This window comes from Neptuniibacter sp. PT8_73 (genome assembly GCF_047778045.1).
Lineage (GTDB): Bacteria > Pseudomonadota > Gammaproteobacteria > Pseudomonadales > Balneatricaceae > Neptuniibacter.
Genome location: NZ_CP180545.1, coordinates 1577775 through 1591950, shown reverse-complemented (window position 1 = coordinate 1591950; position 14176 = coordinate 1577775). Strand labels below are relative to the sequence as shown.

The 14176-nt window shown below is 43.4% G+C and carries 15 protein-coding genes; 1 reads left to right on the top strand and 14 read right to left on the bottom strand.

What is annotated here, in order from left to right; genetic code table 11:
- Nucleotides 1-15 precede the first annotated feature (15 nt).
- The 4 genes from ACMXYN_RS07090 to ACMXYN_RS07075 form a co-directional block, all read right to left on the bottom strand.
- Nucleotides 16-852, bottom strand: coding sequence for a DUF4198 domain-containing protein (locus ACMXYN_RS07090; RefSeq protein ID WP_415894129.1), 837 nt, complete (start codon nt 850-852; stop codon nt 16-18).
- Nucleotides 852-1355: a DUF2271 domain-containing protein gene (locus ACMXYN_RS07085; protein ID WP_415894128.1), complete on the bottom strand. Its 504-nt coding sequence runs from the start codon at nt 1353-1355 to the stop codon at nt 852-854. The genes ACMXYN_RS07090 and ACMXYN_RS07085 overlap by 1 nt, the downstream gene beginning before the upstream one ends.
- Nucleotides 1356-1364: 9 nt before the next feature.
- On the bottom strand, nt 1365-2030 hold the full coding sequence (locus ACMXYN_RS07080) for a PepSY-associated TM helix domain-containing protein (protein WP_415894127.1): 666 nt from the start codon (nt 2028-2030) through the stop codon (nt 1365-1367).
- 133 nt (nt 2031-2163) lie between these two features.
- Nucleotides 2164-3105 carry a helix-turn-helix transcriptional regulator gene (locus tag ACMXYN_RS07075; protein ID WP_415894126.1) on the bottom strand — a complete coding sequence of 314 codons (942 nt, stop codon included), beginning with the start codon at nt 3103-3105 and terminating at the stop codon, nt 2164-2166.
- 164 nt (nt 3106-3269) lie between these two features.
- Here ACMXYN_RS07075 and ACMXYN_RS07070 point away from each other — a divergent pair, with 164 nt between their 5' ends.
- A complete protein-coding gene (locus tag ACMXYN_RS07070; RefSeq protein WP_415894125.1) occupies nt 3270-5351 on the top strand; it encodes a TonB-dependent receptor domain-containing protein in 2082 nt (693 codons plus the stop codon).
- A 395-nt stretch (nt 5352-5746) separates the two neighbouring features.
- On the opposite strand, the gene ACMXYN_RS07065 is transcribed toward ACMXYN_RS07070, so the two are convergent.
- The 10 genes from ACMXYN_RS07065 to ylqF all read right to left on the bottom strand — a co-directional run bounded on the left by ACMXYN_RS07065 (nt 5747) and on the right by ylqF (nt 14015).
- Nucleotides 5747-7093 carry an ATP-binding protein gene (locus tag ACMXYN_RS07065; protein WP_415894124.1) on the bottom strand — a complete coding sequence of 449 codons (1347 nt, stop codon included), beginning with the start codon at nt 7091-7093 and terminating at the stop codon, nt 5747-5749.
- Nucleotides 7090-7815 (bottom strand): response regulator transcription factor, encoded by a 726-nt coding sequence (locus tag ACMXYN_RS07060; protein ID WP_415894123.1) that lies wholly within the window; start codon nt 7813-7815, stop codon nt 7090-7092. Before ACMXYN_RS07060 ends, ACMXYN_RS07065 begins: the two co-directional genes overlap by 4 nt.
- A gap of 4 nt (nt 7816-7819) precedes the next feature.
- Nucleotides 7820-9025: a tetratricopeptide repeat protein gene (locus tag ACMXYN_RS07055; RefSeq protein WP_415894122.1), complete on the bottom strand. Its 1206-nt coding sequence runs from the start codon at nt 9023-9025 to the stop codon at nt 7820-7822.
- Nucleotides 9026-9053: 28 nt separating this feature from the next.
- The gene (locus tag ACMXYN_RS07050) at nt 9054-9698 is read right to left on the bottom strand and encodes an energy transducer TonB (protein WP_415894121.1); all 645 of its coding nucleotides are present in this window, start codon (nt 9696-9698) and stop codon (nt 9054-9056) included.
- Entirely contained in the window at nt 9698-10108 is a 411-nt protein-coding gene (locus ACMXYN_RS07045; RefSeq protein WP_415894120.1) for an ExbD/TolR family protein, read from the bottom strand. Before ACMXYN_RS07045 ends, ACMXYN_RS07050 begins: the two co-directional genes overlap by 1 nt.
- Nucleotides 10105-10623 (bottom strand): MotA/TolQ/ExbB proton channel family protein, encoded by a 519-nt coding sequence (locus ACMXYN_RS07040; RefSeq protein ID WP_415894119.1) that lies wholly within the window; start codon nt 10621-10623, stop codon nt 10105-10107. The genes ACMXYN_RS07045 and ACMXYN_RS07040 overlap by 4 nt, the downstream gene beginning before the upstream one ends.
- Complete coding sequence (locus ACMXYN_RS07035) at nt 10613-11968, bottom strand: MotA/TolQ/ExbB proton channel family protein (protein ID WP_415894118.1); 1356 nt, start codon at nt 11966-11968, stop codon at nt 10613-10615. The genes ACMXYN_RS07040 and ACMXYN_RS07035 overlap by 11 nt, the downstream gene beginning before the upstream one ends.
- 2 nt (nt 11969-11970) lie before the next feature.
- Complete coding sequence (locus ACMXYN_RS07030; RefSeq protein WP_415894117.1) at nt 11971-12726, bottom strand: DUF3450 domain-containing protein; 756 nt, start codon at nt 12724-12726, stop codon at nt 11971-11973.
- A 99-nt stretch (nt 12727-12825) separates the two neighbouring features.
- Nucleotides 12826-13089: a hypothetical protein gene (locus ACMXYN_RS07025; RefSeq protein WP_415894116.1), complete on the bottom strand. Its 264-nt coding sequence runs from the start codon at nt 13087-13089 to the stop codon at nt 12826-12828.
- The gene (gene ylqF / locus ACMXYN_RS07020; protein WP_415894115.1) at nt 13089-14015 is read right to left on the bottom strand and encodes a ribosome biogenesis GTPase YlqF; all 927 of its coding nucleotides are present in this window, start codon (nt 14013-14015) and stop codon (nt 13089-13091) included. Before ylqF ends, ACMXYN_RS07025 begins: the two co-directional genes overlap by 1 nt.
- Nucleotides 14016-14176 lie beyond the last annotated feature (161 nt).

Below are 14176 nucleotides of genomic sequence, written 5' to 3'. Positions count from 1 at the left end.
TTGTTGCCTTAAGCATTACTCAGGTAAAACCTCAAAACTTACGAAACGGATCGCATATTGGTAGTCAGCCAGATCACTCTTAATTGGGCTTTTTAGATCAGCACCAACTAACCATGGGCCTGCTTGCTCTGGCGTGAAGATGATTTTGCCATCTTTAGCCGTAGTAACCGGAATAGCACCACGTTCGCTGCGGTACTTAGTACCAGCTGGCGTTACTTCAACATCAACGCCAGCTACAGGTTTACCATCCAATAGCATGGTGAATTCAACTTCTTCACCCACAACAATATCGTTTGGATGTGTATCTAACTGCATCTCTAATCCCTTGCCTTTGACCTCAGTCACAAGGTCTGTAGGCGCGTTATTAGTGATGTACGTTGCAGTTACCATATCGATCAATAAGGTAGAAACATCACGGGCGTTTTTAGGTAGGCGCTCTTTAGCTTCGATCTTATCCGCCATCATGCGCTTAGGGGTGTCACGCTTACCTGACTTATAGCTGGTGAAGTAGTAAGGCAGGCGCTTACCTTCGATTTTGTAAGTACCCGGCTGATCGATATACAGATCAAATACACTACGACGATGGCCTTTAAAATAACTGCCCAGCGCGTTGCGATCGCCATCAGGAGAAAAAACGAGGAAGCGATCTAGCGGCACACCTTTATCAAATCCGAAAACAGTGTGAGACGCACTGACATCAGCAGTGATCCATTCTCCTTGGCCCTCTTCCGTTGATACAGTAAATTCACTTGGTAATATCCATAATGGATGTGCTTGAGCTACTGCTGACACGCCTAAAGCGCTCGCTAATAGGCATCCTTTAATTGTGCGGCCTAGTTGTTTAATCATCATTATTTACTCTCTCCAATACTGATACTAACTGGCCCTAGCTCTGCACCGGCATCCAGTTTATAAACCTGTTGTCCATTACCTAAGGAAATTTTCTGTTTCAGCAGCGTACGATCACCGTGCTCGCGAACCGCTTCCAGATAGAGGGTATATTCACCTTCAGGAAGTTCTTTACCTTGGTTATCGGTTCCATCCCATTTCAATGTGTAGCCACCAGGAGCACGGGTGGCTCCAGTCACACCATCCACCGCTTGGCCATAGCGACCCGCTTTACGCCACCAGCGACGGATATCCTTAAGCCATTTTTTATCGTCAAACCAAACACTGATTGTACTTACGGCTTTGCGTTCACCCTTTTGTTCGACCCATACAGCAACAAATGGTCGCTGATATTTAGACGTCGCTATTTGCGGGATGGTTAACTCAATTTGATGTGTATCTGCGGCAATGGCTGAATGACTCATTAGCCCTACGCTGAAACATGCTGCGTACATTAGTTTTTTCATTAAATTTCCTTAACCCACCAGAAGCCAAACATAAGCCAGCGCCATTGAGCCGGTACCGATTACACTCATTGCAAACAACTTCTTACGCTTTTTCTTTTGAGGGATGACTAACCAAAAGCCAGTTAAAGTAAAAATCAGCATGAGCAGCGCTGAAACATCGATAAATCCGCGCCACAGTTCACCGCTGTATCGCCCCATATGAAGATCATTCAACGTCGCAACAACACCGTAATTTTGTTGCTCAACGATGACTTCACCGGCTTCAACGTCGGCCTCTACGATGCTGTAGCCACCTGGCCGTTTAATATCGATAACGAGGAAGCGCTCCTCTGCTTCCCATTCGTAACTTACCTTGTTGCCATAGATGCCATGCTCAGAACTAAGCCATTTACGCAGTTGATTGGCCTGATCAAGCGGCTCTGTATCCCATCCCCCCTCAACTAAAAGAGAATCTGGCATCTCAACGCTCAACTGCTTTGGTGCATCAGCACTTTCAAACCAATCTCGGTGATTTAACGTGATACCCGTGACCGTAAAAAAAAGCATGATCACGAGCATGAACATAGAGGTATAACTATGAAGCCAGCGGACTAACCGATTAGATTTTCCTTTAGGCTGAGATTTAGACTTGAGCTGAGTCTTCGCACTTGGATTTTGTGTAAGGATCTGGTTCATTGGAAAGACAAAAGAGAATCAAAACCATTACGATAACCGATTCTCTTTATAGGGCTTTAATATCGTTACAATCTTTACCTTTCTATTATGCAAACCAATATTTAAGCCACAAAAAACTTAAATCTTCTTCTAATTAGTTACTCATACAACTCGATGGCGGATAACCAAACTCTCTTTGAAAAGCCGTTGAAAAGTTAGCTGTACTTGAATAGCCAGCATTAAATGCAGCCTCTCCAACAGTTATCCCATGATCTAAGAGACTTAAGCGGGCTAACTCTAATTTACGAATACGAACAAACTCCATTACTGTACAGCCATAACAGTTTTTAAAAGTACGCTGTAAGGTGCTGACACTCATCCCTGTATTATTTGCAACATCATTCATATTAAGCGCATCATCGATATGCCCCAGAATATATTCACGAGCTATACGAGCACGACCAATTTCACGGGCATTTACTTTGTCGAAATTGCTTTGAGCACTTGGCTCTTTGAAGTGCGCAAAGGCCTGCCTAAATAGAGAAAAAGCAGAAATAATACTATCTAGCTTCTCTAAGTTGGTTCCTTCTTGTTCTTTCTGAAGTATCTCCTCAGCACAACGCAAAGTTTGAGGTGTAGGTTGCCACTGTAGAATACTCATATTTTGTTTATGGCAATCAAAATCAATCGATTTATAGAACTCACTCATATCAAACAGTTTGCTACACCTATCCAAAGATAAACTAACCGTAACTTTACGAACTCTTTGCCCAGCTCTAATCCAACGATCAAGTCGGACTTCTTTGGTATGAAACCAGATGTAACCCGCAGGACCATTACGAGAAGTCATAACAAGAGGCTGCTCATCTAACGCTGCATCTAAGTCCCCTTCAAGAATAAGCGCAACGGTCATGGTCGGCGGCACCATAAAGCTTGCCTGTGCCGTAGACCGCTCCACTGTATCGTTTGTATGAACTTGCAACTGAAGATCCAGATCAGTAAAGGTGCAACGCCCTTCTAGCTGACCAGTTATCGAATCATCCTTGTTATGTACTGGCGAATCCTTTTTGCCTTCATTTGTATGTAACTCTGACAAACCGACTCCACTTCACTGAAGTTTTAATCCGAAAACTGAATTTTGAATGTTCCTCAAAACAATTTAACGTTTACTCAAAAGAAAACGTTGATGAGAATCATTATCATAACGATAAACTTATACATATACAACATGGGTTAATCCAAACCCGACAGGTAATCTCGATGCGAAATAGAAGTAAAGCGTGCCCTGCACCTGCTTTTCCCAAAAGAAAAGCACTTTCCGCCGCCATTATTACAATGATGGCAACTACAGCCATTGCTGAGGAACAATCTGAGAATCTAGATACTCTTCGAGTATTAGGTCAGGCAGAAGAAGGCTATAACGTAGCACTCACAGATGACATGATTGAAGCTCGTCAAGCCTCTGATCTTGAAGATCTATTACGCTACGACCCATCCATCACTGTTGGAGGCGGCGCTCCGGTAGCACAGAAAATCTATGTTCGCGGTCTAGAAGATACACTGTTGAATGTGACAATCGATGGTGCAACTCAAGCAGGTTACCTATATCACCACCAAGGCCGCATTCAAGTAGAACCTGAACTGATTAAAGATGTAGTGATCAAACCCGGCGCTGGCAATGCGGCAGATGGCGCAGGCGCGCTAGGTGGTGCAATTCACTTCAACCTCAAAGATGCTGAAGATATGCTTCGCGAAGGCGAAACCACAGGGGCATTTATTAAGAGCACAGTAAGCTCAAACAATGAAGGCTGGAAGAACCACGCTTCTGTCTATGGCATGCTAACAGATGATATCGGCTTGCTTGCCAGTTTTACTCATAACGAATCGCATGATGATTATGAAGATGGTAATGGCGACAAAGTTGACGAAACAGAGCAACAACAAAAAGATGTACGCCTAAAACTAAGTGGCGACATTAACGAAGATCATTACTTCTCTATCAGCTATAACAAGTTTGAAGACGAAGGCTTCCGCTACGCTCGACCAAACATGGGCGCTCTTTTTCACCCAACATACCTAAATATTCCGGTGGATCAAGAAACTGGCCGTGAATCTTGGGTAGCTAAACACACATTTAATCCAAGTAATGAGCTGATAAACCTAACCACAACGATTTATCATAATGATAATGACATCATCAAACGCGGTGACCAATGGTTAAGCGCTTTTGTACCACCGGATAATTTTATATACGGTGATGTATACAATGGTGAATGGCACGGAGGCGGCGTAGAAAGCCTTGGCCTTGATATCAGAAACATCAGTACTGTTGGCAACCACTCATTTGAGTACGGTTTTGAATACAGAGATGATGAAGCCTACTTAATTAACTCACTTCAGCCCTTTTCTAAAGAAGAAACTGAAGTACGTGCACTCTTTTTACAAGCCAACTTAGAGCTAACAAATAAAGTAAGGTTAAGCACAGGCCTTCGCTATGATGATTACGATTACACTGACAATTATGGTGTAAACATTAGCGATGATCACATTAGTCCTAATGCAACCTTTACTGTTGATGTAACCGACAGCCTAGAACTAAGTGCAGGCTACGCTCAAGCATTCAAAGGCGTGAGTAGCCCCGAAGTATTCTTCCTAGAAAGCGGTGTATTTGGCGCAGGTAACACTCTTTCTAGTTATACAGGCCCTGATGCAACTATTAATGATGTTGACCAATCGGCACTTAAAGCTGAAGAATCTGAAAACTACGAACTTGGCTTTAAGTTCGAGCAATCCAATTTCGCTGCTAGTGGTGAAGTTTTCCGTCAAACAATTGAAAACGCACAAACGATTGACTCCCGTATGTGGCATCGTGCGAGCTATCAGGACGACGTAAAGGTTAAAGGCTATGCATTAAGAATGGCTTACTTCTGGGACGATCTAACGCTGAATGCTGGTGTATCCCATAGCAAGCCTAAACTTGGTGATACTTATCTGCACAGCTCAGACATGGGTCTAGGTGCAGCGTACGGCCGCACATGGACATTAGGCCTAGAGTATGATGTGAACAGTGATGTGTTACTTGGTTGGGATGCTCGCCACGTTGAAACATTGAATGATGTTCCTGAAGGCCAAGACAACAAAGATGGTTATACCATTCATGATGTTTACGCAAAATGGAACCCTAATGACGACCTAACCGTTGGCCTAGCTATCAACAATGTATTCGATAAATTCTACTATGACCAAGGCACGTTCTATACAAACCAACCACGTACCCCAGACCCTGTAGGTCTACCAGAACCAGGTCGCGACTTTAAACTATACGCGAGCTACAAGTTCTAATAACTAGCAAAAAAATCCCCCTTCCAAAGGCTCACACAAGTGAGCCTTTTTTATTCCTTACTTCCAATAGCGATGATTCTCATGCAGTCCGCTAGATTAAAACTAGAAACAGAAAAGAACCAAGCTAACTTTGACTCGTTCTGAAAGCACTTTACACGCAAGGTCGATGCAGTACACACGGAGAACAGCACAACCATTGTATTCCCTATAGCCGAATGTAAAATTTCAGTATCGCTGCAGTTTTAATATTTGAAATATATTGTGGAAGTTCGGATGATTTGAATGGGTTAAATACATTAGCGAAAGCCATATACTTAGGTAAAGCGAGCTAAAAGAAAGCGAAGAACAATGGCAACCTAGATTGACTTAGGCATTCGAAATTACTTAATAGGTGCTTATGAAACGGTAGGGATCAAAATCTCAATATCCAATCCACCGGACCGATTAATACTCGCGTTAATTGAGCCATCGATAGCTGTAATTTGCCGTTTACACAGAGCCAACCCCAAACCAAAGCCACCCTGCTCCCTGGAACGCGCTTTATCCGTGCGATAAAAGGGCTCAAATATTTTCTCTAAGCAGTCCTCTGGAACTCCGATACCCTGATCTGAAACCACTAACCGGTAAAAAGCATTCTCACACTCACAACTGAGCTTGACCGGCTGATCCTCGGTAGAGTATTTAAGCGCGTTTCGAAGGATATTCTCTATAGATTGGGACAGTATTTGCTGGGAAGAACCTTGAATTAAAAGGTTCTTTTCATAGTTACGTTCAATTAAACGGTTTGGGTATTCAAATTCGGCATCTTCGATAATTAGATCCAACAATGTAGTTAAATTAAAACTGGCGTCACGCGGAATTGCAGGCTCACCATCTAACCAAGCAAGAGTTAAAGCATCCTCTACCAAAGAATGTATTTGTGCTACTTCCCTTTCGAGACGAGGTAATTGCTTTGCCGCTTCAGATTGATCGTTTTTACTAAGATCGATAGCTAAACCAATTCGCGTTAATGGGGTTCTTAGTTCATGTGAAAGATCACCTAATAACTGCCTTTGAGAATGAACCAAGCGTTCCACTCTAGCAGCCATACTGTCAAAAGATTCAGCAACTTGAGTTAGTTCATCTTTACGATTATCAGGAAGGCTTGGTAAAACACGCGCAGAGAGATCCCCTGAAGCCAGCTTAAGCGTACCTTGATTTAGAGCCTCTAAAGGACGCATAAGATACCTATACGCTATCCAGCAAAAAATAAGGATGATTAAAGACGGAATGACGATGGTTAAAAGATTATGGACAAGATCAGTATCCACCTTCGGATACATCTCTCTTGGCAGCTCAATTACAAAAGTGCCGGTTTGCTGTTCTAAGGGAATTCCAATGAGCACATTTTCCATGAATTCATGGACTGGCCAGTACACATAACGCTGAAAGCCTATTTTGCTTTGTAAAGCCTCAGGAATGGGTTGGCTAGAGATAATGGTGTTATCTGCAGTTACTAATGCAGACCACGTTTTTAAATCTTTTTCGACTTGCTCCGTGAGTTGGAGAACAGATTTTGCGCCTTCAGTTTTAAATCGCTCGCCAGCGTCTTTAGCTAAAGATTTTAACCTCTCCTGACTATCTTCAGATATTTCAGTCATCCCAATAGTCACTTCATAGGAGAGATGATGAAGGCTAGAAAAGATAATCAATGATACAGCTAATAAGCTAAAACTAAGCTGCCAGAATAATCTCCGGCTCATTGATAACAGTACCCTTGACCACGGATCGTTTTTATTTTCTGTTCGTCGACAATCCCAGCCATTTTCGAGCGAAGATTACTAACATGCATATCTAAACTTCGATCATAGCGACTAAAAGGCTTACTCAAAATCAACTGGTAAAGATAAGGCTTTGTCAGTATCTCATCTTTATGGGTAATAAATGTTTTTAAAAGATCATGTTCGATCGGTGTTAGTTCGATGTCGCCGTTAGCTGACTGCAAACACTTGTTCTTTGAATCAAGCTTGATAGGACCATCTGAGATAACTCCATCCGCTTTATCAACCTTATTAGATTTGCTTCTACGGAGCAGCGCCTCGACCCTAAGCAACAACTCTGTCATATTGAATGGTTTGGGGAGATAATCATCCGCACCGCCCTTAAACCCTTCGATACGATCTTGCTCAGCACCACAAGCAGACAACATAACAACGGGAGTATCGCGATATTTGCGTAAACGCTGTAGAACTTCTAAACCATCTAATTCAGGTAGCATTTTATCTAGAAGAATCAGATGAAAGTTCTGATTGATTGCCGTAACTAAGCCCTCACGACCGGTAAAGCTCTGCACCGTATGGTAGCCTTGCTTTTTGAGAAGCTCAGACACAGAATTACTTACCTCACGATCATCCTCAATCAAGAGAATACGCGCAGGATTAAAATTCTTGATCCCTTCAAGGGCTTTAACCGGTGCTGATGTCATAGGTTCATCCTTTCGCCTGAAGATCCATTTCCATCTGATCTAAATACCGAATCCAATTCTCTGCCATTTTCCCGTACTTAGCATCACCTTCTGCTGCTGCTAAAGATATCCTCGCTTGCTCAAAATGTTTTTGATTAATTTGAGCTATACCCTGCATTAACTTAATTTGAGCTACTTTTTTAGGTTTACGCGTCAACAGATTAGAAAGCGTTTTCTCTGCTTGATCCCACTGTTTCTCTTGCAGTTGAATTTGAGCCAACTGTAAAGACACTTTCTCACTTGGTGCGATACGGTTTAGCTTCGAAAGTACTTTAATCGCCTTGGGCTTCTCTTGCGCGCGAATCCAAGCACTGCTTAACAGCCTTAAGTTTTTGCTGTTTTGCTTGATCACACCTTTTTGGAAACCCTGCTCGATCACTCTAGCGGCATGATAAGGAATGCCCGAACGAAGCATTAACTGCGCGAGTAATTCATAGTCCTTGGCTGAGACTAACAACTTCCGCTCATAGCCCAATCGCTGAGTAGCCAGTGCGGATTTTCGATCTCCCGCCTGAATATGCAGAGAAACCAATTGACGCCATTGCTTGGGATTAGAGGAGTAATGCTGAATCACAACTTGCTGTTGTTTAGCAGCCTCTTTCCACTGCTTAAGCTCAATATGCGCTGCTATTTTCAGCTGATACCAGCTTTCTGGCGCTATACCTTTATAACGAATCGCTTTGGTAATGTGTGGTAAAAGGGATTTCCAACGTTTTAACTGGCTATAAGCCTGAGCCATCATCAGATGATCATTCGCTTTTACCGAAACACTAGGGCTAGCCATCCATTGTTGAAGATTAGAAACACAGCTTTTCCAAGCTTCCTGCATACAATAAAGCTGGCCCAGAGTACGCAGTAAATTAATCTGTTGTGCATCAGGCAAGGCTTTTAAAGCTTGAGTAGCTTTCAGATACTTTATTGCAGAGGAATAACGCTCCTGCTGGAGAGCAACTTGAGCAAGATTATGCTGCACAAGCGCTTTAGCATAATCAGACTTAACCTTTTGCTCAGCAGCCAACAATTGCTGATTCGCTTGTTTCCACTGCCCCGCCTCCATTGATTTAAAGGCAGCATTTAGCTGTTTGTACTCATAAGCAGATAGAGCAGGCTTCGCCGCATACCCCTGAAGAGCAAACAACAAAAAACAAACTGTAATTAATGATCGCAACATTTTTCTAAGCTGTTCTATTCAGTTCTATTTACTTATCGAGTTTGAATTCCAAAACCTGACGCGCTTTAAACTTCACCGCTTGACCGTCTACGGTTTTGATTTTAAAACGCCAACGCTTAATCGCTTTAATAACCGCGCTATCGAAAGTGCCTTTTGGATTAGATTCAATAACCTTAATGGTGTCCGGCTTCACTGTGCCAGCTTCAGTCACCAAAAACTCAACCGTTACACTACCTTCAACTTTACGGCGCAATGCCCTACGCGGGTAACTCGGCGGCACCTGACTAACCGCTGTAGGATTTGTATCTAATACCAGCTCAGGCGTCGGCACAGCTAGGTTATTTAGCGATGGTGAAAGTGCGACGCTAATTCCAACATCGATGTTTGGAATATCAACGGCCGTCACGGGCGTACTGGTAATAGGCACAACCTGTTGTTGCACCTGAGGCATTTCGGGCTGGGTCTCTGGAACGATCTCTTCCGGCTCTGGCGGTAATTCGCGAGTACGGGCCTCGACATCACTCTCTTGGCGAACCATCAAGAAATCAAGATCAGGCGTAATAACACTCTCAGGTTCAACCTGCTTGCCAATTCCGGAAACCATCGCCAATGCATAAAACAGTAATATGGCTAATAACAGGCCTCCTGGGGCAACGACTAAAGCACGTAGCATTATTGCGAACCTGCTTGAGTAGCCACTGTATAGTTCACATTAGCTAAGCGTAGCTGATCGATCACCTTAACCAGTTGACCGGTAGTCGCCTGTTCATCCGCTTGAATAACAACGTTGATTTCCGATTGTTCGCTTTTCAGACGCTCAATCGCAGGGCGCACCATACGTACATCCACAGGCTTACGGTCGACCCAAATTTCATTGTTAGCAGAGATCGCGACTAAAACTGCCGTTTTGCTCTGACTTTCACTGGTTTGCGCGGTAGGTCGATTAATATCGATGCCTGCCTCACGCACAAACGAAGTCGATACGATAAAGAAGATCAGCATAATGAACACCACGTCCAGCATAGGTGTCATATTGATTTCGGCATCATCCTGCTGCTGAGTTAAATTGACTCGCTGTCTCATGCTGCAGACTCCTCATGTAACACTCGGCGCAAGCGGTTTCTTTCCGCTTCAGACCATCTAGATAAACGGTTGTAAAAAAGTAAACCAGCTACGGCCACTGCCATCCCCGTCATTGTTGGAAATGTTGCACTTGCCACACCAGCGGCCATCATTCGCGGATTACCTGTGCCATAAAGAGCAAGGCTGTCAAACACCTGAATCATGCCAGTCACCGTGCCTAGCAAACCAATCAACGGACATAAAGTTATTAGGTTTTTGATCATCTGAAATTGACTCTTCAAAGCTAAGTCCAGATCACAAACAGCACTCAATTTTTTAACTGGGGAGCTTTGACCTTGCAAATAATCTAACAACGAGGCTCTCTGCATGGGATAAGCCCATACTCTATAGCTGATCCGTTCAAGGATAAGGGTGAACATAAGAAAGCTCACCCATAGAATCAAATAGAGTACCCAACCACCCGTTTGGAAGAACTGCCCTAAGGCAAACATCCAATCATGAAGACTAGGCCACATGAGTACTCTTCTCTTCTTTAGCAATTGATTCATCAGTTGCTAACAGACCTAAGCTTTTCTCTTGAAGCAACTGAGTAATGCGGCGGCTTCTACTCGTCAAATAGCTATGGCAGAACAGCAACGGTATAGCTACAACCAAACCTAAAACAGTTGTCATCAATGCTTGAGAGATACCACCCGCCATCAACTTTGGATCACTGGTACCAAACAGCGTGATACTCTGGAAAGTTGCGATCATACCTATAACAGTACCCAAAAGGCCTAAAAGCGGAGCAACGGCTGCTAGTAGCTTAACGATACTTTGGCCCTGTTCGATTTTTGGAACTTCTTTGAGGATCAGTTCATCGACTTTCATTTCAAGTTGATCCAAACCTAGTTTGGAACGACTAACGGCCTGCAAAACACGCCCAAGCGGGTTGTTATCCATTAATTGCGTAGGTTGAGCCAGCTGTTTTCTCACTTGCAGTTCAGTTTTGGTCATACGCAACATCTGCCAGAAAGCCACCAGCAAACCGATCAAGCCTAACCCCATGATGAGGTAACCTACTTCACCGCCTTGATGCAGTCGCTCAATAAGCTTTGGCATACGATCCAACAGCGCAAATAGCTGACCACGACTTGGATCGATCAAAACATCCGCATTAGTACCATTTTGATATTCAACGATATCTTGTTGAGCACTAGGGCTTGGTTGAGTTGTTAAAACCGACAGTTTTTGTTGCTGCAGATCCCAATGTAAGAATTGGCCATCACGAGTAGCTGCAGCAAAGGTACCTATACGTAAGACCACTGTATCAGCAGTAACACCTTCCCGATTTACAACAGGAACAGTAACTTGCTTTATTTCACCAGTGGCAGTCATTTCGAGCTGCAGCTGGTACCAAAGGCTTTGTAGATCCTGAAGTTTTGGTACACGTTTAGAATCAGCAAATGAAAGTTGATCTAAACGACCAGGGTTATCAGCACTGGTCATTGAATCCATCAAAACTGGTACTAATTCGGATGCAGATTCTTTAGCAACGCCGAATACTTCACCTAGCTGACCTGAACGTTGCTGCAGTGCTGCTTCTAATTCTGCAAGCTGTTCATCATTTGCATCAAACTCAGCTTTTAATCGCTCCTGCTCTGCTTCGGCAGCGGCTAAACGCGCCTTACCTTTTGCAAGAAGTGTTTGTTGTTTACTTAAATCTGCATTGAATTCTGCTTCACGCTGACGATTGATCGCCGTATCAGTACTGCTAATCTGTTTTACTTCGCTAAGCAAACCTTTAAGCGGCGCAGTTTCAGCGAATACTGGTAGCGAGCTAAGACCAATAACTACGGCTAAACCTAATTGTTTCAACATTGTTATCGCTCCAGTTTAGGCAGTGGTAGGTTTAACAAACTTGGCACCTGCTGCTGCCGAGCGATTTGTATAGCTTTAGTAAGTTCTAGATTCTGGGAATCATTAAGTGCCTGCCAAGACTGACTAGAAGGCTGCCATAGTGCACTCTCAGCACCATTTAGCGACTGGTAGTACAGTACAGCTCGTCCTAAACGTAAGAATGTAACCTGCTGACCATTATTTGAAGCTAATGCACCTTTATACGATTCGAATGTACGACCGTACTGCACTTCTACAGCATAGGCCTCAAGAATCTGACGGTACTTCTCTGCCACGCTCACATCAGCACGAAGCAAGAGCGCCTCAAGTTTCTCTAAACGCTCGTTACGTTCCGACTGTAAGAAAGGTGTGTCTTGCGCTACAAATTTACCTAATGTTTCAACCATCTGGTTCAACATAGGCAAAACGGCCTTATCCGTTTCTTCAATGGAGGCGATTTGCGCTTCTAAATCTAAAACTTCTTTTTTCTGCGACTCAATCAGTAAAGCTACTTGCTCATTGTACGCTTCGGTCACATCCGACAGACGCTCGTTGGTGAGATATTCATCAACTGCAACTTGAGTGCTCTGCTCAATATTATCGATGCGTTTTTGTGATTGTTGGCTTTGATTATGTGTCGCTACTGTTTTCTTAGTACCAACATCCAGGTCGTTAGCCGCGAAAACAGGAACGCCTGAAATAGCGACAGCCAAAAGAGAATATTTAAACAGAGATTTCATGACCAGCAACTTACAGCTAAATAAAAATGAGAATAATTATCCGTTAGATTAATAAAACAGACAACCCGCTTTACAATACTTACAACTAAAAAGAGAGCGCTATTCAGCACTCTCTTCTTTGGATTTATTTAGTTCGCGAATCTTATCAGCCAGTCTAGTTTTACGCTCTGATTGCTTCTTACTTGTGGAGTTGTCATCAGCTTGGCGCTGTTTTTCAAATACCGATTGATTCTTTTTCTTTTCCTGCTTAGCTTTGCGTCGTCTGCTATCGTAACTATCAGGATCAGCCAAACGCTCATTACGCGTTGGGCCTTCATTTGGAATAAAGCCTTTTGCTTTTCGGCTTTTCTTTAAACGTGACATTACTTACTACCTTCTTTCTCAGCAGCCGCCAGTGCTTCTGCTTCTAATCGTTCTTGCTCTAATCTTTCCTGTTCAGCGATACGGCGTTTTTCTTCCCATTCGCGAACAGTTTCAAAACTTAATTTACCCAGCTTACCAGAGCGTATTTCATTTAAAAGTAATGTAGACGCTTTGTTTCTATCAACAATGCCACCGGGACGTAAGCAACCTCTTCGACGACCAATTTCGTCTAATACGCCTTCTGCTAGATCTGGCATCTCTTTGAATTTAAAGCGTTCTACCAACCGATCTGGATAATCATTCCGCATAAAGCCTGCGGCAAAGATAGCAACGTCTTCATGCTCAATTGCTGTATCTTTAATGGCTCCACTTGCCGCTAGCCGATAGCCTGAATCAGCGTCTTCAATTTTAGGCCACAAAATACCTGGTGTGTCCGATAGTGCCATACCATTACGCGTCGTGAATCGCGTCTGGCTCTTAGTAACCGCTGGCTCATTGCCTACTTTGGCAATTTTCCTACCTAATAAGGCATTTATGAGCGTAGATTTACCAACGTTAGGAATTCCCATAATCATGGCACGCACTGGACGTCCAGATTCTGAGCGAGACGGTGCCATCTGCTTACAAATCTCAGCAATTCTGTTGATCAGCTTCTTTTGTGTGTGATCAAGCGATATAGCGCGAGTATCTGGAAGACTATTAAAGTAATCGATCCATTCCTGCGTTTTTTTATCATCAGCCAAATCGCTCTTATTCAGGAGCTTTAACGCTGGCTTGCCCTTACGCAAGGTATTAACCAATGGGTTTTCGCTGGATTGTGGTAAGCGCGCATCTAGCACTTCAATAATTACATCCACCTCATCCATTACTTTAGCGATCTCTTTCCGGGCCTTATGCATGTGCCCTGGAAACCAATTAATACTCATTGGTATGTCCCGAATCTGTAAAAGTACACTATTATACTGCATGGAGAACGCGAATGTTGAACTGCGACTATTGGTAGCAGGCATCTTTGTTGTTTTAAGCCAGAACAACCGCAATTTTCGTATGAAATACCTGCCCTGTAGGTGATACACTGAGGGCATTA

What these genes read in the sequence shown, in the direction of transcription:
- ACMXYN_RS07035 (WP_415894118.1), bottom strand. Translation starts at nt 11,968, where the DNA reads ATGTTGAAACAATTAGGTTTAGCCGTAGTTATTGGTCTTAGCTCGCTA.
- ACMXYN_RS07065 (WP_415894124.1), bottom strand. Translation starts at nt 7,093, where the DNA reads ATGAGCCGGAGATTATTCTGGCAGCTTAGTTTTAGCTTATTAGCTGTA.
- ACMXYN_RS07085 (WP_415894128.1), bottom strand. Translation starts at nt 1,355, where the DNA reads ATGAAAAAACTAATGTACGCAGCATGTTTCAGCGTAGGGCTAATGAGT.
- ACMXYN_RS07050 (WP_415894121.1), bottom strand. Translation starts at nt 9,698, where the DNA reads ATGCTACGTGCTTTAGTCGTTGCCCCAGGAGGCCTGTTATTAGCCATA.
- ACMXYN_RS07030 (WP_415894117.1), bottom strand. Translation starts at nt 12,726, where the DNA reads ATGAAATCTCTGTTTAAATATTCTCTTTTGGCTGTCGCTATTTCAGGC.
- ACMXYN_RS07040 (WP_415894119.1), bottom strand. Translation starts at nt 10,623, where the DNA reads ATGTGGCCTAGTCTTCATGATTGGATGTTTGCCTTAGGGCAGTTCTTC.
- ACMXYN_RS07080 (WP_415894127.1), bottom strand. Translation starts at nt 2,030, where the DNA reads ATGAACCAGATCCTTACACAAAATCCAAGTGCGAAGACTCAGCTCAAG.
- ACMXYN_RS07060 (WP_415894123.1), bottom strand. Translation starts at nt 7,815, where the DNA reads ATGACATCAGCACCGGTTAAAGCCCTTGAAGGGATCAAGAATTTTAAT.
- ACMXYN_RS07090 (WP_415894129.1), bottom strand. Translation starts at nt 852, where the DNA reads ATGATGATTAAACAACTAGGCCGCACAATTAAAGGATGCCTATTAGCG.
- ylqF (WP_415894115.1), bottom strand. Translation starts at nt 14,015, where the DNA reads ATGAGTATTAATTGGTTTCCAGGGCACATGCATAAGGCCCGGAAAGAG.
- ACMXYN_RS07025 (WP_415894116.1), bottom strand. Translation starts at nt 13,089, where the DNA reads ATGTCACGTTTAAAGAAAAGCCGAAAAGCAAAAGGCTTTATTCCAAAT.
- ACMXYN_RS07070 (WP_415894125.1), top strand. Translation starts at nt 3,270, where the DNA reads ATGCGAAATAGAAGTAAAGCGTGCCCTGCACCTGCTTTTCCCAAAAGA.
- ACMXYN_RS07055 (WP_415894122.1), bottom strand. Translation starts at nt 9,025, where the DNA reads ATGTTGCGATCATTAATTACAGTTTGTTTTTTGTTGTTTGCTCTTCAG.
- ACMXYN_RS07045 (WP_415894120.1), bottom strand. Translation starts at nt 10,108, where the DNA reads ATGAGACAGCGAGTCAATTTAACTCAGCAGCAGGATGATGCCGAAATC.